The organism is Caballeronia sp. BCC1704 (assembly GCF_902833455.1).
Lineage (GTDB): Bacteria > Pseudomonadota > Gammaproteobacteria > Burkholderiales > Burkholderiaceae > Caballeronia.
On record NZ_CADFFT010000005.1, the window covers coordinates 126,874 to 150,437 of the forward strand.

Sequence of the window (23,564 nt, forward strand, 5' to 3'; positions counted from 1 at the left end):
GGGCAGCACCCGGACCCATCCCTCCTTCCGGCTCACACAATGAAGACCTTTCACTGCAACCGCTGCGATCAGCTTGTGTTCTTCGAAAACACCCATTGCGAGAACTGCGGCGCGAAGCTCGGCTATGTTCCCGAACTCAGTCAGATCAGTGCATTCGACGAGACGGAGGACGGCACGTGGAAGAGCCTGCATCCGCTCGCCAAAGATCAGCTCTATCGCCCGTGCCACAACTATGCGGTCGAGAATGTCTGCAACTGGATGGTCCCTGCGGATTCCGAAGAGCCGCTTTGTTCGTCGTGCCAGTTGACGAGCACCATCCCTAACCTTGAGACGCCCGGCAACCGCCTTTACTGGTATCGGCTGGAGACAGCCAAACGCCGCCTGCTCTTCACGCTCTCGGATCTCGGCCTGACCGTGCAGTCGCGTCAGCAAGACCCGGAACATGGCCTCGAATTCCAGTTCCTCGAAGGAGACGAGGAAGGACGCGGCGTCATGACAGGACACAACAACGGGATCATCACGCTCAACATCGCCGAAGCCGATGACGCGCATCGCGAGAAAGTGCGCTCCGCGATGCATGAGCCGTACCGCACGTTGCTCGGCCATTTCCGCCATGAAACAGGGCACTATTTCTTCGATCGCCTCATCGCGGACACGCCGCGCGTCGTGCCGTTCAGAACCGCATTCGGCGATGAACAGCAGGACTATGCGGCCGCGCTGGATCGCCATTACAAGGAAGGCCCGCCCGCGAACTGGGCAGAGAACTACATCAGCGCGTATGCAACGATGCATCCGTGGGAGGACTGGGCCGAGACGTGGGCGCATTACCTGCATATCGTCGATACGATGGATACGGCCGTATCGTGCGGCCTCGTTCTCGTGCCGGACAGCCCACATGAACCGACGCTCACGGACACCACGCCTATCGAGGAAAGCACGTTCGACGACCTCATGAAACGCTGGTTTCCGCTCACGTATGCACTGAACAGCCTGAACCGGAGTCTCGGCATGCCGGATGGTTACCCGTTCACGCTGGCCCCGCCCGTTATCGACAAGCTGCGTTTTGTTCATCGTGTCGTCGCTGCCGCGGCCAAGCGTTGAACGCACGGTTCAACTCGACGAACTCTGTGACTGCACCGGCGATTCCGCTTGCGACTGAGCTTGCGATCCGCCGTTCGTCTGAGTCTGGGTCTGGGTCTGGCCTTGGCTCTGACTCTGAGTGGGCGGCGGCAATTCAGCCGCTATTGGCAAGAGAAACTCGCGGCTGATGCTGCTCGCGAGCTCATTCACGCGTGCCAGAAAACTCACGAGGTACGCGTGCAAGCCCCCTTGCAGAATCTCGCCGATATCGCCGTTTCTAAGTTCCGCACTGAGTTGCGCCGCAAGCCGCACGGCTTCGGCATCGCGTCCCTTCGTCACGTGAATGATGTGCTGCTCGACTTCCGCGAGACTCGCCGCGAGCGAACGCGGCCAGTCGCGATACAGAATGAGCAGATCGGCAACGCGCTCGGGTGTGATGACATCGCGATAAACCTTGCGATAGACCTCAAAACCCGAAACGGAGCCGAGTACCGCTGTCCAATGGTGATAGTCGAACGGCTGCGCGGACGTGTCGGCGCGCTGCTCCATCATTTCGAACTTGACGTCGAGAATGCGCGCCGTGTTATCGGCACGCTCGACGAAAGTGCCGAGACGCATGAAGTAAAACGCGTCGTCCTTGACCAAAGTGCCGAGTTGAACGCCGCGCGACAAGTGCGAGCGGAACTTGACCCACTCGAAGAATTTGTACGGCTCGCGCTCCAGAATGCCGTCATCGAGCATGCGCTGACAGTCGAGCCATGTCGTATTGAGTGTCTCCCATAGCTCGCTGTTAGTGGAACTGCGCACGGCGCGCGCGTTCTCGCGCGCCGCACGCAGGCAACTGACGATGGACGACGGATTCGAGATATCGCGCGCCATGAAGTCGATCACGTCGCGGCTTTTCATGCTGCGATGCGCGGCGGAATAGATGCCGCTCAATTCGGAGATCGAGAGCATCGCCCGCCAGCCGAGTTCCGCATATTCGTCGGACTGAGGCAAGAGCGACAGTTGATAATTCGCGTCGAGCATCCGCGCGGTGTTTTCGGCACGCTCGGTATAGCGCGCCATCCAGAAGAGATGATCCGCGGTACGGCTCAGCATGGGTAGTCTCGCGTATGTATTGTGATGGTCTCGAGTGCGTGTTCTAGCGTTCCAATACCCACGTATCCTTGGTTCCGCCGCCTTGTGACGAATTCACGACCAATGAACCTTCGCGCAATGCAACGCGCGTCAGTCCGCCCGGCACCATGCGCACGTCCGTGCCCGACAGGACGAACGGACGCAAGTCGATATGACGCGGCGCGATGCCCGCTTCCACGTAAGTCGGACAGGTGGACAACGCGAGTGTCGGCTGCGCAATGTACTTCTCGGGATTCGCTTCGAGCACCGCCCGAAACTCGGCGATCTGCGCGGCCGTGGACGACGGCCCGACCAGCATCCCGTAGCCGCCCGCGCCATGCGTTTCCTTGACGACCAGTTCCGGCAAATGATCGAGCACGTACTTCAAGTCATCGGGCTTGCGGCACATCCACGTTGGCACATTGTTGAGTATCGGCTCCTGACCAAGATAGAAGCGCACCATGTCCGGCACATACGGATAAATGGACTTGTCGTCAGCGATACCCGTGCCCACCGCATTGCACAATGAAACGCGCCCTTCGCGATAAGCCGATATAAGCCCCGCTACGCCCAAAGCCGAATCCGGGCGAAAGACGAGCGGGTCGAGAAAGTCGTCGTCGACGCGCCGGTATATGACGTCCACTCGCTGCGGACCTTGCGTCGTGCGCATATAGACAAAGCCGCCGTCGACGAAGAGGTCTTGCCCTTCCACCAGTTCGACGCCCATTTGCTGCGCAAGGAAAGCGTGCTCGAAGTAGGCGGAGTTGTACATGCCGGGGGTCATCACGACGATGGTCGGATTGTCCACGCCGGCGGGCGCAGCCGCGCGCAACGTATCGAGCAGCAAGTCGGGATAATGCGCGATCGGCGCGACGCGATTGCGGGCGAAGAGATCGGGAAAGAGCCGCATCATCATCTTGCGGTTTTCCAGCATGTACGACACGCCAGACGGCACGCGCAAGTTATCCTCGAGGACGTAGAACTCGCCCTGACCGGCACGCACGATATCGATGCCGGCAATATGCGCGTAGATATTGCGCGTCACATCGACACCGCGCATCTGCGGCCGATACTGCGCATTGCCCACGATCTGCGCTTCCGGAATGATGCCCGCGCGAATGATGTCCTGATCGTGATAGATGTCGTGGATAAAGCGGTTGAGCGCGTTCACGCGCTGCCTGAGACCGCGTTCGAGCGCCTTCCACTCATCCGCCGGAAAAATGCGCGGAATGACGTCGAACGGAATGGTGCGTTCGGGAATGATGCCCGGTACGTCGCTCTTGCCATAGACCGCGAACGTAATGCCGACGCGGCGAAAGTTCAGGTCCGCCTCCGCGCGCTTGAGATCGATCTGCCTTTCGCTTTGCGCGCTCAACCACTCCATGAATTCGCGGTAGTGCGTGCGGGGTGCGCCCGCGGCAGGAAATGCCGACGCCGGTACTCCCCGCGCTTCGAGCTGGCTTTGCTCGAACATCTCGTTGAAGAATGCTTGCGTCATGGCGGGTCTTTCCTATCAAGTGCGTGCCGGGAACGGATCCCCTTGTGGTTTGTGTTCTGGTTGCACTCGCAATGACTTGAAGAGCCTGACGACGCGACGCACCGAATGACCGTGCGGCGCATTCGGCTTGCGGGTTTCATAGGCGACCTCGAAGCGCGATGCCTTCGGTCCTTGCATCCATTGCGCGGGCGGCCCAGTGCCGAGAATGGAACGAGCAACTTCGATGCCAAGTCGTAAGCAGACGTCCAATTCGTTGAACGCATGGAAGAAGCATCGAGCAATGAGTCACCGTTGCACCAAAAGAGCGCGGCCCCGCGCCTCTTGCACACTGCCATAGCCAATGTCATGCCGCACGACGGTGCGCTTCGTTGGCACGCGGCGGGCGCCGGTATCATAGGGATCTTGGCGAATCACTCTGACCGTTCATGAACACACCTTCTCAAAGCGCCCCTCGTTCCAGCTTGCGCGAACTCACTCCGCTCGAGGCGCGCGTGCTGGGCGTGCTCGTCGAAAAGCAGCAGACGGTGCCCGACACCTACCCTCTATCGCTGAATTCACTCACTGCGGGTTGCAATCAGAAGACCGCGCGTTCGCCGGTGATGAGCGTGACCGAAGACGAAGTGCTGACGACCATCGACGGCCTGAAGCGCCTTTCGCTTGTCATCGAGGGCAGCAGCAGCCGCGTGCCGCGTTTCGAGCACAACATCAATCGGGTGATGGGCATTCCCAGCCAGTCCGTCGCGTTGCTGGCGACGCTCTTCTTGCGCGGCCCCCAAACAGCGGCCGAACTGCGCGCGAACAGCGCGCGCTTGCATAGCTTCGCCGATATATCGTCAGTCGAAAGCTTTCTCGAAGAGCTCGCCGAAAGCGACCCGCCCCGCGTGGTCAAACTTCCGCGTACGCCCGGCGAGCGCGAGAGCCGCTGGATGCACTTGCTATGCGGAGAAGTGAGTCTGAGCGATGCGCCTTCGCAGGACGCGTCAGCGAGCCCGTCGCATTCACCGTCTGAATTCGAGGCGCTGAAGGCGGACCACAGGCGGCTTGCTCAAGAAGTGACGGAATTGCGCGCGATGGTCGAGCACATGGCGAGTGAATTGGGCATTGCACTGGACAAGCCATCGCAGACATGACGACGCCGATCTTGCCCGCGTCGCTCGCCTTTCGCGCCGACGGCACGCCGTTTTGTCCGAGGCACGACGATATTTATCACAGTGCGTCGGGGGCGCTCGCGCAAGCACGCTATGTCTTTCTGGAAGGAAATGGTATGCCCGAACGTTGGCGCGGACAAACGTCCTTCAACGTCATCGAAACCGGCTTCGGCATGGGAATCAATTTCCTGGCGACGTGGTCGATGTGGCGCACACATCCACATCGCCCGGAAAGGCTCGAATTCGTGTCGATCGAAAAGCATCCGTTTAGCGCAGACGATTTGAGGCGCGCGCATGCGGCCATCATCGACGATGCGTCCATCAGCCCGCTCGCGGATGAGTTGGCTTGCGCATGGCCGCCGCTCAGGCCGGGCGTGCATCGACTGATGTTTGCGTCCGGCGCACTGGCATTGACGCTGATTTTCTCCGATATCGCCGATGCGTGGCCTTTGGCTCTGGCACTCGGCTTCACCGCGGATGCCATCTATCTCGACGGCTTCGCGCCGAAGAAGAACCCGGATATGTGGACGCCCGACACTTTCGCCATGCTCTCGCGCCTCGCGAAACCCGATGCGACCTTTGCCACTTACACGAGCGCCGGGCTCGTGAAGCGGGCGCTGCTCGAACATGGTTTCGTGTATCGCAAGACGCCGGGCTTTGCAGGCAAGCGTGCCATGCTCACCGGCCAGCGCGCGACATCATAAGCACGCGCTGATGTCCGCTAATGCTTCAGCTAAAAGGAAAGAGGCGATGCCCACAACGCACTCTGATTCGCATGCGCAAAACGATATCGTGTCGCTCGATGCCCGCGCGCTTTCCCGAGCCATTCACGCCCGCGACGTCTCATGCGCGGAAGTGATGCAGGCGTATCTCGCGCAAGTGGACCGCCTGAATCCGCGAGTCAATGCAATCGTCGCCATGCAAGATCGCGATGAGCTTCTCGCTCTCGCGCAGGCGCGCGACGCGCAGTTATCGCGCGGTGAAAGTCTCGGCCCGTTGCACGGATTTCCTCAAGCACCTAAGGACATCCTGCCTGTCGCAGACATGGTGACGACCAAGGGATCACCCATTTTTGCAGGCGAAGTCAGTCAGGCGGATGCCATCGTGTTCGAGCGTATGCGGCGTGCCGGCGCGATCTTTATCGGGCGAACCAACTCGCCTGAGTTCGGCCTCGGCGGTCATACCTATAACCCTGTGTATGGCACCACGCGCAATGCGTTCGATCTATCGCGGTCGGCGGGCGGGAGCAGTGGCGGTGCGGCCGTTGCAGTCGCGCTTCACATGCTGCCTTTCGCCGATGGCACCGACATGATGGGCTCGCTGCGAACACCCGCCGCATTCAACAACGTATTCGGATTTCGCAGTTCGCCCGGATGCGTGCCTTACGGTCCCAGCGATGATGTCTTCTTCCAGCAATTCAGCGTCGTAGGCCCTATTGCGCGCTCAGTGGAAGACCTCGGCTTGCTGCTGTCCGTTCAGGCGGGCTTCGACGCGCGCGCGCCGCTCTCTCGTCGGAGCGACGCGCCTTCCGACTTCTCGTCCACGCTTGAACGCGATATGCGCGGCACGCGCATCGGTTGGCTGGCAGACCTCGACGGTCATCTGCCGATGGAAGTCGGCGTGCTCGACACGTGCGCGTCCGCGTTGTGCCACTTCGAAGCGGCTGGGTGCTCGGTAGAAGCGGCGCGCGTGGACTTCGATATGGAGCGCTTATGGCAAGCGTGGCTCGACTTGCGCAGCTTTGCGTTCGCCGGTGCCAATGCGCCGCTTTACCGCGACGAAACGCGCCGCGCGATGCTCAAACCCGAAGCCGTGTGGGAAATCGAGCGGGGGCTGCGGCTTTCGGGAGAACAGGTGTATGACGCCGTGCGCGACCGCTCGGCGTGGTATCGGGCGATCAACGCGCTCTTCGCACGCTTCGACTTTCTGGTGATGCCGGCCGCAAAGGTCTTCCCCTTCGATGCGGAGATGCACTGGCCGTCTTCAATCGGCCAGCGCAACATGGACACCTATCACCGCTGGATGGAAGCGGTGGTGCCGGCAACAATGGCTTCGTTACCGGCGCTATGCGCGCCGGCCGGCTTCGGTTCCAACGGCCTGCCGATGGGCCTTCAGATCATCGGCGCGGCGCAGACGGACCTTGCCGTGCTGCAAATGGGACTTGCGTATGACCGTGCCAGCGGCTATTCGAAAACGCGCAGCCCTTTGCTCAGTTAAGTCGGGTGACAGGTTGAGCCCGACGTCATTCCGTCGACTCGTGAACGGCGGGCGTAAGCGCGAGTGCAAGAATCATCGCACCGCTATTCAACGGCACTGAACTGCCGACGCGCCGCGGCCGATAGACGGGTTGTCCACGGCGAATGGCCTGACCGCTCAGCGCGCAGACGCCGCCTTTGCGCGCAGTGCAAAGCGCCCACACTTGCTCCGAATAGTTGAACGATGTCGGGTCGTGCCATGAAAGCGCGAGCGTGGATTCGCTCAGGCGCTCGAGTAACCGAATGTTGGCCGCAGGCACGTGACCGTTCGAGGTGGTCACATTGCCGCGCCCGCGGCTTTCGACAGAGCGCAACACCGGCGCTGTCGCTTGCGCGGAATGAGCGCAGCGGCCCGAACGATTGTCGAGCATGGCGAGGGTACGGCTCCACGGATCCAATAGCGAGGGATGCTTCATGCTCCGCTCCGGCTTGTCGCAATGCGCGCCTGTCTCGCATTACGTGTTGACGTTGTAGGAAACACTGCGAGCGCGATGGATCGACTCTGCGCTCACTCATACGAAGACGGTTCTAAGGGTAGTACAACTGAGCAAGCGTCGTTTCATTTTCTTGCCCGGCTTTTGTCAAGCCGTCAAGCGCTACATCACGCGCGAACGAGCGTTCGAAAAACTGCCCTGCCCGCGTGTGGCGGCTGGCGCACGTTGCAGCGGAACGAGGATGCGCACCCTCTTCGATTTCTGACAAAATAAAAGCAGCGAACGCAAACCTCCTGTCGAATCATGACAAGCAAGCTCTGCATTAATGCGACCATTTCGGCGGACCGTGCCACGGTCAGCTTCGTCGCGTTTTCCCGCGAGCGGGAAATTCACTGCAACATCACGCGCAAGGCGCTGGAACAATGTTTCTGGGCGCCCGTCGGCGCGAGCGACGAGCGCCTGCTGAAAGCCTTGAACGACGGCTACGAACGCATTAGCGCGCGCGTGCATCGGAAGTTTTTGGCGCATCCGTCCAATTCCATTCATTTGGACGTGATCGATTTTTCCTCCTGACGCCGCGCGCCCCTAAACACGCGGCTAGCGCGCGGCCTCTGTTGCCTTGCGCATCTTCGCCACGTCCTCGGGCTGCACAGCCGGCATGTTGTTGTTCCATGCGCCACGGATGAAAGTCACCACATCCGCTATCTGCTGATCATTCAGAACGGGCGCGTAGCGCGGCATCGGATACGGCGCGGGCACGCCTTGAATCACGAGATTGTCAGTGCCGTTCAGCGTCACATTAATCAGCGAAGAGGGATCTTTCTCCAGCAGATTCGGATTGCCGGCAAGCGGCGAAAGCATTGGCGCGAAACCCCGCCCGTCGATGCCGTGGCAATGCATGCAGAAGGCCGCATACACCCGCGCGCCGGAATCCGATGCCGGACGCGTCAACGACACTTTCGTCGCCTTCGAATCGTATGAATAAGGCGCGTTGCCGTTGCCGCCCGCGGCCGGCAATGACTTCAGATAATGCGCCATCGCGGTCACGTCCTGATCGGTGAGCATCTGCGTGCTGTTGTTGACCACGCTCGTCATCGAACCGAACGCAGTCGCGTGCGCGTTTGCGCCCGTCTTCAGGAACGCGACAAGGTCCTGCTCCGACCAGCGCCCGAGCCCGGCGTTGTGCTCTCCAGTCAAATTGGAACCGAACCAGTTGTCGAGCACGCCGCCCGTCAGATACGCCGTGCTGCTCTCGTCGAGCCCCTTCTCCTGAAACGCGATGCCGCGCGGCGTGTGGCACGCGCCGCAGTGCCCGAGACCTTGCGTCAGATACGCGCCGCGGTTCCATGCCACGTCCTTACCGGCCTTGTCCTTATAGACGCCTTTGTCGAGAAAGACCGCGTTCCAGAGCTTGAGCGGCCAGCGCATGTTGAGCGGCCATTTGATATCCGCTGCGCGGTTCGCCTGCTTGACCGGCGTGACGCCATGCATGAAGTAAGCGTAGAGCGCATGCATGTCCTCGTCGTTGATCTTCGCGTACGAGGGGTAAGGCATGGCCGGATAGAGATTGTGGCCGTCCTTCGCGACGCCTTCGCGCAGTGCGCGCGCGAAGTCTTGCTCGGTATAGCGGCCGATGCCCGTATCCGGGTCCGGCGTGATGTTCGTCGTGTAGATGGCGCCAAGCGGGGTCGTCATGGGCAAGCCTCCTGCCATGGGCTTGCCGCGTGGCGCGGAGTGACATGCGATGCAATCACCCGCCTTCGCGAGGTAAGCACCGCGAGCAACGAGCGCGTCGCTCGACGCATCCGCGCGCGCCGTCAAAGGCGCTGCCACGAGCGCGACAGTCGCCGCAAGAAACGCGGCCGTGAAGGGCCTGAGGGCAAATTTCATGGCGGGTCTCCTTAGGCGCTGCGCAACTGGTTGCCGACCGGTAGCTGCCTGAGGCGCTTGCCCGTCGCGGCATAGATCGCATTGGTGATGGCGGGCGCGAGCGCCGCCGTCCCAGGCTCGCCGATTCCCCCCGGCGCTTCCGTGCTCTTCACGATATGCACTTCGATAGGAGGCGTTTCGTCGATGCGCAACATCCGGTAATCGGTGAAGTTGCTCTGCTGCACGCGGCCGTTTTCAATGGTGATCTCGCTATAGAGCGCAGCCGTGATGCCGAAGATGATGCCGCCCTGCACTTGCGCTTCCACCGTATTGGGATTGACGACCATGCCGCAGTCCACCGCGCACACGATGCGATTGACCCGCACCTCGCCGTCCTTGTTGACGGTGACGTCGGCGACCATCGAAAAGAAACTGCCGAACGCATGCATGACCGATACGCCGCGTCCCTGGCCCTGCGGCAAGGATCTCTTGCCCCAGCCGGCCGCCTGCGTCGCGACATCGAGCACATTGCGCGCGCGCGGTGTCTTGTTGAGCAGGTTTCGCCGGTATTGCACGGGATCGATCTTGGCTTGCACGGCGAGTTCGTCGATAAAGCTCTCCACGACGAACGTGCCGCGCGTCGGGCCCACGCCGCGCCAGAAAGCAGTCGGCACATGCCGCGGCTCCTGACGCACGTATTCGATCACCTGATTCGGGAAGTCATACGGAAGGTCGGCCGCGACTTCGATGGCGTCCGGATCGATACCGTTCTTGTAAGCGGGCGGCGCGAACCGCGCCATGATGGACGAACCCACGATGCGATGCGTCCATGCGATCGGCTTGCCATTCGCATCGAGGCCGGCCGAGAGCTTGTCGTAGTAGTACGGCCGGTACATGTCGTGCTGAATGTCTTCTTCGCGCGACCATGTGACCTTCACCGGCGTGCCGAGTTGCTTGCCGATCTTGAGCGCCTGCGTCGCCATGTCGACTTCGAGCCGTCTGCCAAAGCCCCCGCCCAGCAGATGGTTATGCAGCACGATCTTCTCGCGCGGCAATCCGGTGATGGCCACGCCCGCGTCGACGATGCGCGTCGGTACTTGCGTGCCGAGCCAGATGTCGCAGCCATCGGGGCGCACATGCACCGTGCAGTTGACCGGCTCCATCGTGGCGTGCGCGAGAAACGGCTGTTGATAGACGGCATCGACGCGTGTCTTCGCGTCATTGAATCCCTTGCCGACATCGCCGTCCTTTCGCGCGACGGCGCCTGACTTCTGCGATGCAACGGCCAGTTCGTCGATGATCTGCTTCGTGGACACATTGCCGTCCGCGCCTTCGTCCCAATGAATGGACAATGCCGCGGCGCCTCGCTTGGCAGCCCACGTGTGATCGCCGACGACCGCAACGCCGTTGTCGAACTTGATCACTTGCCTCACGCCGGGGATCTTTCGCGCGTTGGTATCGTCGACGGAAGCGAGCTTGCCGCCGAACACGGGGCAATTGACGATGGCCGCATAGACCATGTCAGGCAAACGCACGTCCAGCCCGAACATTGCAGTGCCATCCACCTTTTCCGGCGAATCCAGGCGTCTGACCTTCGTGCCGATGATCTTGAAGTCTTTCGGGTCTTTGAGCTTGATATCTTTGTCTTGCGGAACCGGCATGCTTGCCGCCGCTTGCACGAGCTCGCCATAGCTCGCCGTGCGATCTCCCGATGCATGCACGACCTTGCCGCCTTCTGCATGACATGTCGATGCATCGCATTGCCACTGCTGCGCGGCCGCCGCGATCAGCATCATGCGCGCTGCCGCGCCCGCCTTGCGCATGGGCTCCCACGCGTAGCGCACGGAGGTGGAGCCGCCTGTCAGCTGACCACCCAATAGCGGATCCATGAAGAGTTTCTCATCGGGCGGCGCATGGTCGATGGTGACGCTATCGATCGGCACTTCGAGTTCTTCTGCAATGAGCATGGGCAACGACGTATAGACGCCCTGCCCCATCTCTACCTTCGGAATGATGAGCACGACCTTGCCGGCCTTGTCGATCTGCACGAATGCGTTGGGCGCGAAGACGCCCGCCTGAGCCGGCTCCACGCCATCGCCGCCGATGACCGACTTGCCTTTGCTCTGGTCCTGACTTGCGGCGGGCAAGCTGAAGCCGATGAGAAAGCCGCCACTCGCGGTCACGCTGGCGGTCAGGCCGAACTTCAGAAACGAACGGCGCGAAAATCCGGCGGAAGCCGCATGACGTCCCGCTTCGAGTAGTCCTCGCGACATGTCACGCTCCCTTCGCTGCTTGCTTGATGGCCGCGCGGATGCGGTTGTACGTGCCGCAGCGGCAGATGTTGCCGGTCATGGCGGCGTCGATATCGGCATCGGTCGGATTGGGCACTGCTGCAATCAACGCGGCAGCGGACATCACTTGTCCGGACTGGCAGTAGCCGCATTGAACGACATCGAGTTGATTCCATGCGTCCTGCACTTTCTTTCCGGCAGGCGTTGCGCCGACTGCTTCGATCGTCGTGATCTTCTTGTCGCCGATGGCCGCGACGGGCAGCACGCAGGAGCGCACCGCGACGCCGTCGAGATGCACGGTGCACGCGCCGCATTGGGCGATGCCACAGCCGAACTTGGTGCCGGTCAAGCCGACCAGGTCGCGCAACACCCAGAGAAGCGGCATGTCTGGGGGCGCGTCGACAGTGTGTGACTGACCATTGATGGAAAGCGTAGTCATGAGCGGCTCCGGCTTATGCGTTGGTTTTAGCGAATGGCGCGATCGCGGGGCTGCGTGCGACGGCAGTGGCGCCGGACGGTGCTGTACGTTGACGCCGCTATAGGGCGCCATGAGACGCAAGGACGCGTGCGGCTGGCTGTATAGGGACGAGAGATTGTAGCGCTGCTTTAAGAAATGAGCGTGAATGAAAAAAACGGCCTTGCTTTACGAAATTGCAATGTGGACCGATACGCTGTCTGAGTTGAGTGGCGTGGACGGCAAAGACAGTTAGTTGCTTTCGAAAGCGAGAGATCGAATCGCTCCATCAGTGAGTTTGCGTTCGTGCGTCTCATCCGAATCAGACGATCTCTATGAGTCCCTTGCGCGCGAGTTCTTCGGGAAAGACGGTGGTCTCCAGATATTCGTGCAGATCCACGGAGACCGCGCCGCGCATGCGCGGGTCGGCATCGACGAACACGAGCGTGTCGTCCTCTTGATGCGCTTCGTAGACGCCGGGCGCGATGTGAATCCTGATGCCGTCTTCGGCACACCCGGAGAGTGCGTCTGTCAGCACCCGAATATGGAAGAGCGCGTTCACTGCCGTGTCCTGGGAGAGCGGTCCAGCGGTTGGGGGTTTGCTCATAAGAGCAAACCGCGCGCCAAACCGCAGCGTTGTTGCCGTTCTCTCCCCGGATTCGACCTTCGAAGACCAACTCACTCGTCTTGCATGGCGATTATTTGGGCCGCAAGAGCACCTTGATCGAATCGAGTGAATTGGCGACCTCGATAGCCGCATCCCATTCTTCGAGCGTGAAGCCGTGCGTGACAATGCCCTTCGACGTCACCAGTCCGCGCGCCAGAAGATCGATGGCGATTGGATAGCAATACGGTCCAAGATGCGCGCCGCGTACGTCGAGCTCTTTGCGATCGCCGATGATCGACCAGTCGACGGTCGTATCGCTTCCGAACACCGAGAACTCGACGAAACGCCCCAGCTTTCGAATCAGTTCGAGACCCTGCGACACGCCCGAAGGCGAACCGGTAGTCTCGATATACACGTCGCAACCGTATTGATCCGTGATGGAGCGGATCATCTCGAGCGCGTTGTCGTTCTTCGGGTTGATCGTGACATCCGCGCCGTATTCGCGCGCGAGCGCGAGGCGCTCGTCGACGAGATCGATGACGACGAGTTTCTTCGGCGTCTTGAGATGCGCCACCTGCACCATCATGAGTCCGAGCGGGCCTGCGCCCGCGATCACGACGACATCGCTCAATTGAATATCGCCGCGGTTCACGGTATGAATTGCGCAAGCAAGCGGTTCGATGATGGCCGCGTCTTCAATCGAGATACCGTCAGGTATCTTGTGCACGATGGCCGTAGGCGGAAAGCGCATGTATTCGGCCATGCCGCCGTCCGCGACTTCGCGCTGAAAGCCGAAGATGTTATGTACTTCGCACATCCAGTACTGACCGGACTTGCAATAGCGGCACTTCGCGCAAGGCACGATCTGCTCGGCGATCACTCTGTCGCCCACTTGCACGCCGAAGTGCTCGGCCGCGCCGTCCCCGAGTTCTTCCACATAGCCGAAGAATTCATGGCCGGGTATAACCGGCGCTTTGACCCACGGATTCGGGCCGCCCCAGAACATCTTGGCGCCCGACCAGCACTTGCAGTCGCTCGCGCATATGCCACACGCAGCAATGCGGATCACCAACTCATTGCGTCCGGCGCGCGGGCGCTTCACGCGTTCGACGCGATAATCCTTCGGTGCGCGGCATACGATCGCCGTCATTTCGTCACTGTTGTCAGCCGATGCCGTGCTCATGCTCGCGTCTCCCGTCATGTATCGTCAGCGCTTGGTCATTCCATCACGATCTGTACTTTCACATCGGTCGGCACGCCGCTCGCCGCTTCTTCGAAAGCCTTGATGCCTTCCGCGAACGGGAACGTGCGCGAGATGAAAGGCTTCACATCCAGCTTGCCCGATGCGATCAACTGAATGGCGCGCGGGAAGATATTCGCGTAACGGAATACGGATTCGATACGCGCTTCCTTGATCTGCACCGCGACCACATCCAGAGGAATAGCGCGCTGCGGCATGCCGACGAGCACCAGACAGCCACCCGGGCAGAGCAGATCGACAATGCCTTCGAACGCTTTCTCATTGCCGCTTGCCTCGAACACGATATCCGCGCCCCAGCCGTCGGTCAGCCGCGACACGACGTCCTGCACGCGCTCGTCGCGAATGTTGACCGCCGTTACGCCCTGCACGCCGCCGATCAGGTCGAGCTTCTCCTGCACGAGATCGCACACGATCGCGCGGCTGCAACCACCGGCCAGCGCGGCCAGCGCGCACATCATGCCGATGGTGCCCGCGCCGAGCACCACGGCGACATCGCCGGGCTTGATCGCGGCCTTCTTCGCGGCCTGCAAGCCGATGGAAAGCGGCTCGACGATCGCGCCTTCGGCGAAGCTCACGTTGTCCGGCAGCTTGTAGGTGAACGCGGCGGGATGCACCACGTAGGGGGCGAGACAACCGTGCACCGGCGGCGTGGCCCAGAAGCGCACTTTGGGGTCGAGGTTGTACATGCCTTCGCGCGATGCACGCGATTCCATGTCGGGCACGCCCGGCTCCATGCATACGCGGTCGCCCGCTTTCAGATTCGTCACTTCCTCGCCGACTTCGACCACCGTGCCGGATGCCTCGTGCCCGAGAACCATCGGCTCATTGACGACGAACGGACCGATTCGGCCGTGCTGATAGTAATGAACGTCGCTGCCGCAAATGCCGACCGTGTGAATGCGTATGCGCACATCGCGCGGCCCGACGACCTGCGGCAAGCTGAACGGGCGCAGGCTGATGCGGCGTGCTTCTTCTAGAACCAGTGCTTCCATTGTCGTTCCTTCGTGCTGTTCGTTTGAGTCGATTGAGTCGGATTGAATCTGTTCAATGCGTCGTGAGCTATCCCGCCTGAAAGCCGCCGTCGATCGCGAGGCTCACGCCGCTCACCATGCTGGAATCGTCGCCGAGCAGATACGCGATGGTGCGCGCCACTTCCACCGGCTGCACGAAACGATTGAGCGGAATGCGCGCGAGCATGGGGCCGGATTTCGCGGGATCGCTCCAGGCTTTCTCGGCCATCGGCGTCATGGTCACGACGGGATTGACCGCGTTCACGCGGATGCCGTGCGGTCCCAATTCGACCGCCATCACGCGCGTCATGGCATCCAGCGCGCCCTTCGATGCGCAATACGATGCGTGCAGCGGCAAGCCGACATTTGCCGACAGACTCGACACGTTCACTATCGCGCCGCCCGCCTGGCGCGCGATCATGCTCTTCGCGCACTCCTGCGCCACGATCATCGCAGCGCGAACGTTGACGTGCATCGTGAGATCGAAGGCATCGACGGTGGTATCGAGAAAAGGCTGCAATTCGACGAGGCCCGCGCAGTTCACGAGCAGGTCCACCGGCTGCGCGGCGCGCGCGGCCTCGCGGGCTGCATTGGCATCGGCCAGATCGACGGCGAAGGTCTCGCAACCGGTCTCGCTCGCCAGCGCGGCGAGATCCGTCGCGCTGCGGCTCAGCGCAATCACGCGCGCGCCGCGCTCGGTCAGCAGATGCACCGTCGCATGGCCGATGCCCTTTCCGGCGCCGGTCACGAGCACCGTCTTGCCGGCGAATTCGCGGTTTCTGTCGATGGTTGTCATGGACTCTTCAAGGTTCATCGCACAGACGTCGCGCGGTGTCTTCATCGGTGACGAGCACCGACGGATAGCGCCCGCGCAATGCCGCACGCGTGACATGAAACTTCTTCGCACCGCCGCTCACGAGGACCACGCGGCGAATCTTGCGCAAGTCTTCGAGCGTGATCGCCACGGTGCGGCGATTCAGCGGATGGTCGATCAACTCGCCGTCTTCATCCATGAAGTGACCGAGCATGTCGCCCACTGCGCCCGCTTTTTCCAGCGTGCGCAACTGGTCGGGATTGTCGATACCATAGGTCACGACGAGCGATTCCGTGAGGTCTCCGCACGTTAGCAGCGCCAGGTCCGCAGAACGCGCGAGTTCATAGGTTTCGCGCACCGTGCCTTCCTGCAAGATCACGTCGCGCGCTTTCTGGCTGCTGACATAGATAGGCGCGGCAAAGAGATACCCGTCCGCCCGGCAGATGTTCGCGAAGTCCGAGACGATGTCGAACGTGTTGATGCTCGGGCAATGCGACAAGCCTCCTTGCAGCGACACCGCCGACACCGCGCCATAACTGCGTTGCGGCATGGCACGCAGGACCGCGCGAATCGTGCGGCCCCAGCCGAGTCCGATGGTCTGCCCCGCGACGATCTGCTTCGCGAAGTACGAAGCCGCGCCGATGCCTAAAGCCGTGTTATTCGCCTCGGTATTCGCGCCCGTCGGCACGACCACCGCGCATTCCAGCCCGAACCGCCGTTCGAGCGCGCTTTCCAGCGCCACGCACGGCGCGATCTTGCTGTTGATGGTGATCTGCACCAGTCCCGATTCGCGGCTCGCCGCGAGCAGCCGGTTCACGCGCACGCGATTGCTGCCGATACGCTGAGCGATTTCCTGCTGCGTCAGATTGCCGACGTAGTAGTGCCAGGCGACGCGCGCCTGCAGTTCTTCCTCCGAGTCGATGGACTCGTCTGTCTCTGCTAGGGCGATGGACGGCGCTGTCTTGCTCATGTTCTCACTGTGGTCATGCTGTAGAAGGCGCGAGTCTACTTCACCGCGCCCATCGTGAGCCCTTGTACGAGCCGGCCCGATACGAGCAACGCGAACACCACCATCGGCAGCACGATCAGCGTGCCGGTCGCCATGATTTCGCCCCACGGCAACTCATAGCCGCTCATATAGCTCGTCGCTGCGACCGGCGACGTGATCGCATCGGTACGCGTCAGCACCAGCGCATAGAGCAGATCGTTCCACGAGAAAATGAACGCGAAGATCGCGGAGACCACGATGCCCGGCATCGCGAGCGGAAGATTGATGCGCCAGAACACACGCCACGGCGACGCGCCATCGAGCCGCGCGGCTTCGTCCAGTTCGACAGGAATGTTGCGGAACTGGTCGGTGCAGATCCACACGACGATCGGCAACGAGAACGTCAGATAGAGCAGTATCAACACGATATGCGTATCGACGAGATCGAGCTTCGTCGCGATCAGAAAGAACGGCACCGCGAGCACCACGGGACTCACCATGCGGTTCGAGATGAACCAGAACCACAGGTCTTCCTTGCCGCGAAACTCATAGCGTGCGAGCGCATAGGCGGCAGGCGTTCCGAGCAGAATGGCGAGCACCGTCGTGCAGCTCGCAATGATGAATGAGTTGAGCAAGCTGCCTGCTACGTCGTGCTCGAAAAGCGCAGCGGAATAGTGATGCAAGGTGGGACTGAACAGCCATTTCGGCGGATACGCGAGCGCATCGGCCTGACTCTTCAGGCTCGTCGTCACCATCCAGTAGAACGGAAACACAGACGACAGGAACACGACCACGAGCCCGAGAAAGTGCCATACGGTCGCGCGCTTGCGTGCGGCGCGCGCGCGTCTCGCGCGCTGACTCGTGCCGTTGTTCGACGTTTGCAGAGCCGATGTGCTCACGCGGCCTCCCGATAAACAAAACGAATGTAGAGACGCGAAAGCACGATGGTCAGAATGAGCAGAATGATGGCCTGCGCCGACGCCATGCCTTGATCGAAGAGCCGAAAGCCCACGCGCTGGATATAGACGCTGATGAATTCAGTGGCGGTGCCGGGGCCGCCGCGGGTCATCGTGAAGACGGCGTCGAACATCTTGAGCATGTCAGCCGAGCGAAGAATGAGAATGGCGGTCAAGCCCGGCAATAGATACGGCCGCTGCAAGTGCCACAAAATCATGCTCCATTTCGGCGTTTCGAGGCGGGCGGCCTCTTCGGCTTCCTTGGGCACCATCGATAGCCCTGCCAACATGATGAGCGCGCAAAACGGCGTCCATTGCCACACATCCATGATCATCACGGACACGAACGCGAGCGTCGGATCGGCGAGCCAGTCCTGCGGCGGAATGCCGAAGAGGCTCGTCAGATAGTTCGCCACGCCGAATTGCCGGTTGAAGATGAGCCGCCCGATCAGACCGACGACCGCGTACGTGGTCGCCATCGGAATGACGAGACTCACGCGCGCCGCCGCTCGCATGAAGCGCAGGTCCGTGCGATGCAGCATCAGCGCCGCGAAAAGACCGAGCGCCACTTCGATCGGCAACGTCAGGCAAAGGAATAACGCCGTGCGTCCGAGCGCGCCCCAGAACGAAGGGTCCGAGAGCGTCGCCATGTAATTGTCGAAGCCGACGAACGACGTGCCCGATGCGAGATCCGCTAGCTTGTACTGGTGAAACGAGTTGTAGAGCGCAAGCAATAGCGGATAGATGCCGATGACCGCCAGCGCGAAAATAGCGGGAATCAGGAACCAGAAGGCTGGCGAGCGCGGCAGTAGCGCGAAGCGCCGCGCGCCGTTGCGCGGACCTCGTGCGTGCGTCGCGGGAGTTGCAGTGCTGTTCGCCATCCGTCGTCTCCGGTTCCTGATCGTCGTGCTTACTTCAAGAGCGGCTTCTTGCCGTCGTAATAGCCCGCTTTCTTCAGGATGTCCTCGGTCTTCTGGCCGATGGTCTGCGCGCCTTCTTTCACCGTCACCTGTCCGAGCATCATCTTGCTGCCCCATTCGCCGATCACTTCCGACACAGCAGGCCATTCCGGGAAGCGCGGCCGGTAATCAGGCACGCCGCCCTGCCACGACTCCACCATCGGCTTCACGAACGGATACTTGTCCTGCACGGCCTTGTCCTGATAGACCGCCATGCGCGCCGGCACGCCGCCCGCGTCGAGATAGGGCTTCGCCATTGCCTCGGACGTGATCCATTGAATGAAGAGCCACGAAGCCGCCTGCTTCTTCGCGTTCGACTTGGCGTTGACCGCAAGCGAGAAGCCGCCCAGCGCCGGCTTGAGACCCGCCGGACCTTTGGGCTCCGTCGTAATGGCGAGGCAGTTGCCGAGCTTCGACTTGCTCGGATCGGTCAGCGTCGGATAGAACGCGGACCATTCGGTGATCATCGCCACCTGCCCTTGCGCGAGCGCGTTCACTGCTTCGGCGTGATCGAAGTCGACGATGCCCGGCGGCATGTACTTCATCAGCTTCTGCCGATATTCCAGGCCCGCCTGCGATTGCGGCGACATGAGATTCGACTTGAACTTCGCATCGAGCAGCGAGCCGCCGTTGGGCCATAGCACGCGCATGAAGCTATCCGCCGATTGCGTTTCGCCACGGCGCGACTGCAACGCGAAGGCGAACTTGTCGCCCTTCGCGAGCTTCGGCGCATACGTGTTCAACAATTCGTCCCAGGTCTTCGGCGGCTCGTCGAAGCCTGCGTCCTTCAACATGCACTTGTTGTAGAACATGAGACCCGAATAGTTATCGAACGGCAGGCCGTAGGTGACCTTGTCCCACGTCCCGAACGAATCGAGCAGGATCGGGAAAAAGCCCTTCAGATTCAGGCTCGGGTCGGCGAGCTTCGCATCGTCCGTGAACTTCTTGATCGGCACGAGCCACTTGTTGCTCGCGAACTCGCCGATCCACACGACGTCGACGAGCACCACGTCCTGGTCCCCGCCGCCGACGAAGTTCAGCACTTCCTTCTCGCGCGTGTTCTCGTACGGAATGACTTCCCAGCGCACCTTGATGCCCGTTTCCTTTTCGAACTGCGGTATCAGGGTTTGTGCGGCCTTGTATCCCGGGCGATCGAGGAATATGGCTTTGATCGTAGTGCCCGAGTACGGCTGCGCCGCTTCTTTCAGTGTCCAGGCATGAGCGTTCGATGCGGCGAACGCGGCGCTTGCCGCAAGCAACGCAATAGCCGCGACGTGTTTGAGCGGGCCAACGTGCTTGGCCGGGATGAAGCGATTGTTCATGCCTGTCTCCTGTTTTTCTTGAGCTAATGGCTTGCGGATTCTTCGTCTGATTCTTCGTCTCTTTCCTTGCGTCCCACCGTGACCGAGGGATGTTCAAAGCGCGTCAGGCTGCGCCGTTTCACTTGTAATTTGCGTTTTACAATTGTATATTTGGGCCCGAACAGCTTGTCAAGAACTAAATCGACGGAAGCAATTCGATGCTGCACTGCGCGCGACCGAGCAGTTCAGCCTTGCACTCGTTCCGGTAGGAGACACGCATGAGCGCAGTCCATTTGCAGCAGATTCGCAAGTCCTTTGCGGGCGCCGATGTGCTGAAGGGCATCGACATCGAAGTAGCCGACCGTGAGTTCATGGTCTTCGTGGGTCCGTCGGGGTGCGGGAAGTCCACCTTGCTGCGCACCATCGCGGGACTCGAGCGAAGCGACTCGGGACAGGTGTTGATCGGTGGCGAAGACGTGACCGACCTCGAACCCTCGCAACGCGGCGTGGCGATGGTCTTTCAGTCGTATGCGCTCTATCCCCACATGACGGTCTACGAGAACATCGCGTTCGGACTGCGCATGCTGAAGCTCCCCGAAGCGCAGATCAAAGAGCGAGTGCAGCGCGCAGCGGAGATTCTGCAAATCGGACAATTGCTGGAGCGTCGTCCGCGGGCGCTCTCGGGCGGCCAGCGTCAGCGCGTCGCCATTGGGCGGTCCATCGTTCGCGAGCCGAAAGTCTTTCTCTTCGACGAGCCGCTTTCCAATCTCGACGCCGCGCTGCGCGTGCAGATGCGGCTCGAACTCATCAAGCTCCACAAGCAGTTGAACGCAACGATGATCTACGTCACGCACGATCAGACCGAAGCCATGACCATGGCCGATCGCATCGTCGTGCTCAATCATGGCCGCGTGGAGCAGATCGGTTCGCCGCTCGAGTTGTATTGCACCCCGCACAATCGCTTCGTCGCGGGATTCATTGGTTCGCCTAAGATGAACTTCATCGACGTGCGCGTGCTGCGCGTGGATCACGCCGGCGTGACCATCGAGCTGCCGGGTGGCGAGCCGTTGACGCTGCCTTTCGATGCGTCGTCGGTCAAGGTGGGAGAAACACTCACGCTCGGCATACGGCCCGAGCACTTCATCGAGGAACGAGGCGGCGATATCGACAGCGGTCTCGTCGGCGATGTCATGGTGATCGAACATCTTGGCGGCGAAACGCTGCTGCACGTTAGATTACCGAACGATCTCGTCATTCAGGTGAAGGGTTCGGGTGAATCGACCGCAGTCGATGGCCAGCGGCTGAACGTCGGCTTCAGCATACGGCACGTGCATCTCTTCGGCGAAGACGGCAAGGCGCTCGCGCGGGTTCGCTCGGTTGCGCAAGCCGCGACCATCTAATTGCGCAAGTCGTTGCACTAGTGCGGATTACAAACAATTGCCGAAACGTCAGCAGAAACTGCAAAGTCCGCCGCTGCCGATGAAGCGGCGCGAGGATAGTTATTACCTCTGCCGGTTGCAGCGCCGTCATTTTTATACGGCGCCCCGCTGTCTGTGTCGCCTTTGAAACGTTAACGGGTCCGAACCGTGCACTGCCTTGAGGCATAGGTCAGGGTTTGCCCTCGTCGCTGCAGATTTGCCCGACAAATGACGCTTTCGGGCATGACTCGTGCATTTAAGCGCGTGGTCCACTGGCAAGGCGGCATAGCATGAAGACAACTCCACTCCGCTCGCACGCATCGAATGTCGCGCTGAAGTCCGGTCACGCATTGAAAGCGCGGGTGTTGCAAGGGCTGGAAGCCGGCGAATTCTGCATGGCTTATCAGGGAATCTACCGCGTCGATAGCGGCGAGCTCGCGCAGATGGAGGCTCTGATTCGCTGGCGACATCCGGAGTTTGGCTTGCTGCTGCCGGGCGCGTTTCACGAAGCGCTCGATGATGAAGAAGTGATGATCGAACTGACCGACTTCGTGATGGACGCGGTCGCGCTCGACATCTCGACGTGGCAGGCCAACGGCGGTGGCACGTATCCCGTCGCGATCAATGTCCCGCCGTCGGTTGCCGCGCGGGTGGGCTTCGCCGAACGGCTCGAAGCAGTATGCCGCGATCACGGTATCGCGCCTTCGTCTATCGAAGTCGAGCTGTCCGAAAGTCAGGACCTGGCCCGCTTCCCGTCGATCGCCAAGGTTGTGGAACGTTTGCGCGCGCGCGGCATCAACGTCGCAATGGACGACTTCGGCACCGGCTTCGCGTGCCTGGCCGCGCTGGGTCCGATCAGCTTCGGGACGGTGAAGATCGCCAAGGAACTGCTGGCCGACGCGCCACGCAATGCGGATGCGCGCACTGTCTTCTCTTCGGTGCTCTCGCTCATGACGCGACTGAAGCTCTCGGTCGTGATCGAAGGCGTGGAGACGGCCGCGCAGGCGCAATGGCTCGCACAGTGGCCGCATGTTCTCGCGCAAGGCTTCTACCTCGCGCGGCCGGTGTTCGGCATTGGCAGCGTGCCCGGGGCTCGTATTGCACGGCCCATCGAGGCGAAGCATCGCGCGGTGCCGTTCGCGGACGCCGCCTGAATCACGCGCCGCTCGCAGGCGCGCGCGTGAACATGGCCCGTCCTCAGGGCGCCGATGCGGGCGCCGGCTGCCCGGCCTTCTCGGCGTTCACGCGCCGCTGCGCATTCTGCAGATTCTGCGGATAGTCGGTCTGCTCGCCCGCCGGGTTGTAGCCGTTCTTTTCGAGGTCGCGCAGCTCGGCATTCTTCTTGGCGCGCGCCGCCTTCCTATCCGCTTTCTTGATTTGCTTTGGCGTGGAAGCGCCTGCCTCCTGCGCATGCGCGGGCGTGCAGGGCACGGTGACGAGCGCGGCGACGGCCAGCGCGATGACAGCGAGCGGTGCGGTGCGAACGTTCAGCATGAGATTCTCCGGTGTGAATGACCGTCGCGTCGGACGGTCCGATTCTTTGCATAGCGCGTCACCGCCCTGCAAGAAGCGCTCCCAAGCGTCACCGGTCGACGATCCGGCTCAGATTGCTCCGCACACGTTGTAACAGCGCGATCAGTTGATCTTTCTCCTGGCGGCCGAGACCCGCGAGCGCTTCCGCCGCGATCTCGTCGCCGACGCGCCGCGCCTTGTCGAGCGCCTTCTGCGCCTTCGGCGTCATGCGCACCTGACGCTCCCGGCGGTCGTCCGGATTGAGCCGCCGCACGATCCAGCCGCCCTCCTCCATGCGGTCGAGCAAGCGGCCTGCGGAAATCGGGGCGACTTCCAGCAGCGACGCGAGCCGCGCCTGATTCACTTCGCCGTAATGCGACAGGTACGCGAGCACGCGACACTGCGCGCGCGTGAGATTAAGCGACGATTTCGCGAGTTCGTCGAAGCGGTTTCCGCACAGACGGTCTACATCTGCAATCAGAAAGCCGAAGCGTTTGTCGAGTTGAGGTTCCATCGCGCGATTATAGGGACCGGCGCGGCGACCGTGCGCGCACTGGCGCACATTGCATTGCTACGGCGTGCTAATTAAT

At 61.4% G+C, this 23,564-nt stretch carries 22 protein-coding genes and 1 pseudogene; 7 read left to right on the top strand and 16 right to left on the bottom strand.

What is annotated here, in order from left to right; all coding sequences use genetic code 11:
- Positions 1 to 39: 39 nt before the first annotated feature.
- Entirely contained in the window at positions 40 to 1,101 is a 1,062-nt protein-coding gene (locus HWX53_RS23645; RefSeq protein ID WP_175945475.1) for a putative zinc-binding metallopeptidase, read from the top strand.
- 9 nt (positions 1,102 to 1,110) lie between these two features.
- Here HWX53_RS23645 and HWX53_RS23650 read toward each other — a convergent pair whose 3' ends face one another.
- Both HWX53_RS23650 and HWX53_RS23655 read right to left on the bottom strand, forming a co-directional pair.
- Positions 1,111 to 2,181: an alpha-E domain-containing protein gene (locus tag HWX53_RS23650; protein ID WP_175945476.1), complete on the bottom strand. Its 1,071-nt coding sequence runs from the start codon at positions 2,179 to 2,181 to the stop codon at positions 1,111 to 1,113.
- A gap of 43 nt (positions 2,182 to 2,224) precedes the next feature.
- The gene (locus tag HWX53_RS23655; protein ID WP_175945479.1) at positions 2,225 to 3,697 is read right to left on the bottom strand and encodes a circularly permuted type 2 ATP-grasp protein; all 1,473 of its coding nucleotides are present in this window, start codon (positions 3,695 to 3,697) and stop codon (positions 2,225 to 2,227) included.
- Between the two features lie 425 nt (positions 3,698 to 4,122).
- Here HWX53_RS23655 and HWX53_RS23660 point away from each other — a divergent pair, with 425 nt between their 5' ends.
- The 3 genes and pseudogenes from HWX53_RS23660 to HWX53_RS23670 all read left to right on the top strand — a co-directional run bounded on the left by HWX53_RS23660 (position 4,123) and on the right by HWX53_RS23670 (position 7,062).
- On the top strand, positions 4,123 to 4,827 hold the full coding sequence (locus HWX53_RS23660; protein ID WP_175945481.1) for a YceH family protein: 705 nt from the start codon (positions 4,123 to 4,125) through the stop codon (positions 4,825 to 4,827).
- A pseudogene (gene mnmD / locus HWX53_RS23665) lies at positions 4,824 to 5,534 on the top strand (tRNA (5-methylaminomethyl-2-thiouridine)(34)-methyltransferase MnmD); the annotation flags it as partial. The gene HWX53_RS23660 and the pseudogene mnmD, both read left to right, overlap by 4 nt.
- Positions 5,535 to 5,595: 61 nt before the next feature.
- Complete coding sequence (locus HWX53_RS23670; RefSeq protein WP_175945485.1) at positions 5,596 to 7,062, top strand: amidase; 1,467 nt, start codon at positions 5,596 to 5,598, stop codon at positions 7,060 to 7,062.
- A 25-nt stretch (positions 7,063 to 7,087) separates the two neighbouring features.
- Here HWX53_RS23670 and HWX53_RS23675 read toward each other — a convergent pair whose 3' ends face one another.
- Positions 7,088 to 7,516, bottom strand: coding sequence for a DUF3331 domain-containing protein (locus HWX53_RS23675; RefSeq protein WP_175945487.1), 429 nt, complete (start codon positions 7,514 to 7,516; stop codon positions 7,088 to 7,090).
- Positions 7,517 to 7,837: 321 nt separating this feature from the next.
- Between HWX53_RS23675 and HWX53_RS23680 the strand changes: the two genes are divergently transcribed.
- A complete protein-coding gene (locus HWX53_RS23680; RefSeq protein ID WP_175945490.1) occupies positions 7,838 to 8,107 on the top strand; it encodes a DUF1488 family protein in 270 nt (89 codons plus the stop codon).
- Between the two features lie 24 nt (positions 8,108 to 8,131).
- On the opposite strand, the gene HWX53_RS23685 is transcribed toward HWX53_RS23680, so the two are convergent.
- From HWX53_RS23685 to HWX53_RS23735, 11 genes are all read right to left on the bottom strand, one after another.
- The gene (locus HWX53_RS23685; RefSeq protein ID WP_175945492.1) at positions 8,132 to 9,424 is read right to left on the bottom strand and encodes a cytochrome c; all 1,293 of its coding nucleotides are present in this window, start codon (positions 9,422 to 9,424) and stop codon (positions 8,132 to 8,134) included.
- A gap of 11 nt (positions 9,425 to 9,435) precedes the next feature.
- Positions 9,436 to 11,676, bottom strand: a complete 2,241-nt coding sequence (locus HWX53_RS23690; protein WP_175945494.1) for a xanthine dehydrogenase family protein molybdopterin-binding subunit — start codon at positions 11,674 to 11,676, stop codon at positions 9,436 to 9,438.
- Position 11,677: 1 nt separating this feature from the next.
- A complete protein-coding gene (locus HWX53_RS23695; protein ID WP_175945496.1) occupies positions 11,678 to 12,133 on the bottom strand; it encodes a (2Fe-2S)-binding protein in 456 nt (151 codons plus the stop codon).
- 337 nt (positions 12,134 to 12,470) lie between these two features.
- Positions 12,471 to 12,755 carry a hypothetical protein gene (locus HWX53_RS23700; RefSeq protein ID WP_175945498.1) on the bottom strand — a complete coding sequence of 95 codons (285 nt, stop codon included), beginning with the start codon at positions 12,753 to 12,755 and terminating at the stop codon, positions 12,471 to 12,473.
- Between the two features lie 91 nt (positions 12,756 to 12,846).
- On the bottom strand, positions 12,847 to 13,938 hold the full coding sequence (locus tag HWX53_RS23705) for an alcohol dehydrogenase catalytic domain-containing protein (RefSeq protein WP_175945500.1): 1,092 nt from the start codon (positions 13,936 to 13,938) through the stop codon (positions 12,847 to 12,849).
- Between the two features lie 35 nt (positions 13,939 to 13,973).
- A complete protein-coding gene (locus HWX53_RS23710; RefSeq protein ID WP_175945501.1) occupies positions 13,974 to 15,008 on the bottom strand; it encodes an NAD(P)-dependent alcohol dehydrogenase in 1,035 nt (344 codons plus the stop codon).
- Between the two features lie 67 nt (positions 15,009 to 15,075).
- On the bottom strand, positions 15,076 to 15,822 hold the full coding sequence (locus HWX53_RS23715; protein WP_175945503.1) for an SDR family oxidoreductase: 747 nt from the start codon (positions 15,820 to 15,822) through the stop codon (positions 15,076 to 15,078).
- 7 nt (positions 15,823 to 15,829) lie between these two features.
- Positions 15,830 to 16,810: a sugar-binding transcriptional regulator gene (locus tag HWX53_RS23720; RefSeq protein ID WP_175945505.1), complete on the bottom strand. Its 981-nt coding sequence runs from the start codon at positions 16,808 to 16,810 to the stop codon at positions 15,830 to 15,832.
- A gap of 35 nt (positions 16,811 to 16,845) precedes the next feature.
- Positions 16,846 to 17,727 carry a carbohydrate ABC transporter permease gene (locus HWX53_RS23725; RefSeq protein ID WP_244140234.1) on the bottom strand — a complete coding sequence of 294 codons (882 nt, stop codon included), beginning with the start codon at positions 17,725 to 17,727 and terminating at the stop codon, positions 16,846 to 16,848.
- A complete protein-coding gene (locus HWX53_RS23730) occupies positions 17,724 to 18,665 on the bottom strand; it encodes a sugar ABC transporter permease (protein ID WP_175945507.1) in 942 nt (313 codons plus the stop codon). Before HWX53_RS23730 ends, HWX53_RS23725 begins: the two co-directional genes overlap by 4 nt.
- A 29-nt stretch (positions 18,666 to 18,694) precedes the next feature.
- Positions 18,695 to 20,065, bottom strand: a complete 1,371-nt coding sequence (locus tag HWX53_RS23735; protein ID WP_175945509.1) for a sugar ABC transporter substrate-binding protein — start codon at positions 20,063 to 20,065, stop codon at positions 18,695 to 18,697.
- Between the two features lie 257 nt (positions 20,066 to 20,322).
- Between HWX53_RS23735 and ugpC the strand changes: the two genes are divergently transcribed.
- Together ugpC and HWX53_RS23745 are read left to right on the top strand one after the other, a co-directional pair.
- The gene (gene ugpC / locus HWX53_RS23740; RefSeq protein ID WP_175945511.1) at positions 20,323 to 21,444 is read left to right on the top strand and encodes a sn-glycerol-3-phosphate ABC transporter ATP-binding protein UgpC; all 1,122 of its coding nucleotides are present in this window, start codon (positions 20,323 to 20,325) and stop codon (positions 21,442 to 21,444) included.
- Between the two features lie 308 nt (positions 21,445 to 21,752).
- Complete coding sequence (locus HWX53_RS23745) at positions 21,753 to 22,616, top strand: EAL domain-containing protein (RefSeq protein WP_175945513.1); 864 nt, start codon at positions 21,753 to 21,755, stop codon at positions 22,614 to 22,616.
- 43 nt (positions 22,617 to 22,659) lie between these two features.
- On the opposite strand, the gene HWX53_RS23750 is transcribed toward HWX53_RS23745, so the two are convergent.
- Entirely contained in the window at positions 22,660 to 22,956 is a 297-nt protein-coding gene (locus tag HWX53_RS23750) for a DUF4148 domain-containing protein (protein WP_241270131.1), read from the bottom strand.
- Positions 22,957 to 23,044: 88 nt separating this feature from the next.
- A complete protein-coding gene (locus HWX53_RS23755; protein ID WP_175945515.1) occupies positions 23,045 to 23,488 on the bottom strand; it encodes a MarR family transcriptional regulator in 444 nt (147 codons plus the stop codon).
- Positions 23,489 to 23,564: the final 76 nt, after the last annotated feature.

What these genes read in the sequence shown, in the direction of transcription:
- HWX53_RS23645 (WP_175945475.1), top strand. Translation starts at nt 40, where the DNA reads ATGAAGACCTTTCACTGCAACCGCTGCGATCAGCTTGTGTTCTTCGAA.
- HWX53_RS23650 (WP_175945476.1), bottom strand. Translation starts at nt 2,181, where the DNA reads ATGCTGAGCCGTACCGCGGATCATCTCTTCTGGATGGCGCGCTATACC.
- HWX53_RS23655 (WP_175945479.1), bottom strand. Translation starts at nt 3,697, where the DNA reads ATGACGCAAGCATTCTTCAACGAGATGTTCGAGCAAAGCCAGCTCGAA.
- HWX53_RS23660 (WP_175945481.1), top strand. Translation starts at nt 4,123, where the DNA reads ATGAACACACCTTCTCAAAGCGCCCCTCGTTCCAGCTTGCGCGAACTC.
- HWX53_RS23670 (WP_175945485.1), top strand. Translation starts at nt 5,596, where the DNA reads ATGCCCACAACGCACTCTGATTCGCATGCGCAAAACGATATCGTGTCG.
- HWX53_RS23675 (WP_175945487.1), bottom strand. Translation starts at nt 7,516, where the DNA reads ATGAAGCATCCCTCGCTATTGGATCCGTGGAGCCGTACCCTCGCCATG.
- HWX53_RS23680 (WP_175945490.1), top strand. Translation starts at nt 7,838, where the DNA reads ATGACAAGCAAGCTCTGCATTAATGCGACCATTTCGGCGGACCGTGCC.
- HWX53_RS23685 (WP_175945492.1), bottom strand. Translation starts at nt 9,424, where the DNA reads ATGAAATTTGCCCTCAGGCCCTTCACGGCCGCGTTTCTTGCGGCGACT.
- HWX53_RS23690 (WP_175945494.1), bottom strand. Translation starts at nt 11,676, where the DNA reads ATGTCGCGAGGACTACTCGAAGCGGGACGTCATGCGGCTTCCGCCGGA.
- HWX53_RS23695 (WP_175945496.1), bottom strand. Translation starts at nt 12,133, where the DNA reads ATGACTACGCTTTCCATCAATGGTCAGTCACACACTGTCGACGCGCCC.
- HWX53_RS23700 (WP_175945498.1), bottom strand. Translation starts at nt 12,755, where the DNA reads ATGAGCAAACCCCCAACCGCTGGACCGCTCTCCCAGGACACGGCAGTG.
- HWX53_RS23705 (WP_175945500.1), bottom strand. Translation starts at nt 13,938, where the DNA reads ATGAGCACGGCATCGGCTGACAACAGTGACGAAATGACGGCGATCGTA.
- HWX53_RS23710 (WP_175945501.1), bottom strand. Translation starts at nt 15,008, where the DNA reads ATGGAAGCACTGGTTCTAGAAGAAGCACGCCGCATCAGCCTGCGCCCG.
- HWX53_RS23715 (WP_175945503.1), bottom strand. Translation starts at nt 15,822, where the DNA reads ATGACAACCATCGACAGAAACCGCGAATTCGCCGGCAAGACGGTGCTC.
- HWX53_RS23720 (WP_175945505.1), bottom strand. Translation starts at nt 16,810, where the DNA reads ATGAGCAAGACAGCGCCGTCCATCGCCCTAGCAGAGACAGACGAGTCC.
- HWX53_RS23730 (WP_175945507.1), bottom strand. Translation starts at nt 18,665, where the DNA reads ATGGCGAACAGCACTGCAACTCCCGCGACGCACGCACGAGGTCCGCGC.
- HWX53_RS23735 (WP_175945509.1), bottom strand. Translation starts at nt 20,065, where the DNA reads ATGAACAATCGCTTCATCCCGGCCAAGCACGTTGGCCCGCTCAAACAC.
- ugpC (WP_175945511.1), top strand. Translation starts at nt 20,323, where the DNA reads ATGAGCGCAGTCCATTTGCAGCAGATTCGCAAGTCCTTTGCGGGCGCC.
- HWX53_RS23745 (WP_175945513.1), top strand. Translation starts at nt 21,753, where the DNA reads ATGAAGACAACTCCACTCCGCTCGCACGCATCGAATGTCGCGCTGAAG.
- HWX53_RS23750 (WP_241270131.1), bottom strand. Translation starts at nt 22,956, where the DNA reads ATGCTGAACGTTCGCACCGCACCGCTCGCTGTCATCGCGCTGGCCGTC.
- HWX53_RS23755 (WP_175945515.1), bottom strand. Translation starts at nt 23,488, where the DNA reads ATGGAACCTCAACTCGACAAACGCTTCGGCTTTCTGATTGCAGATGTA.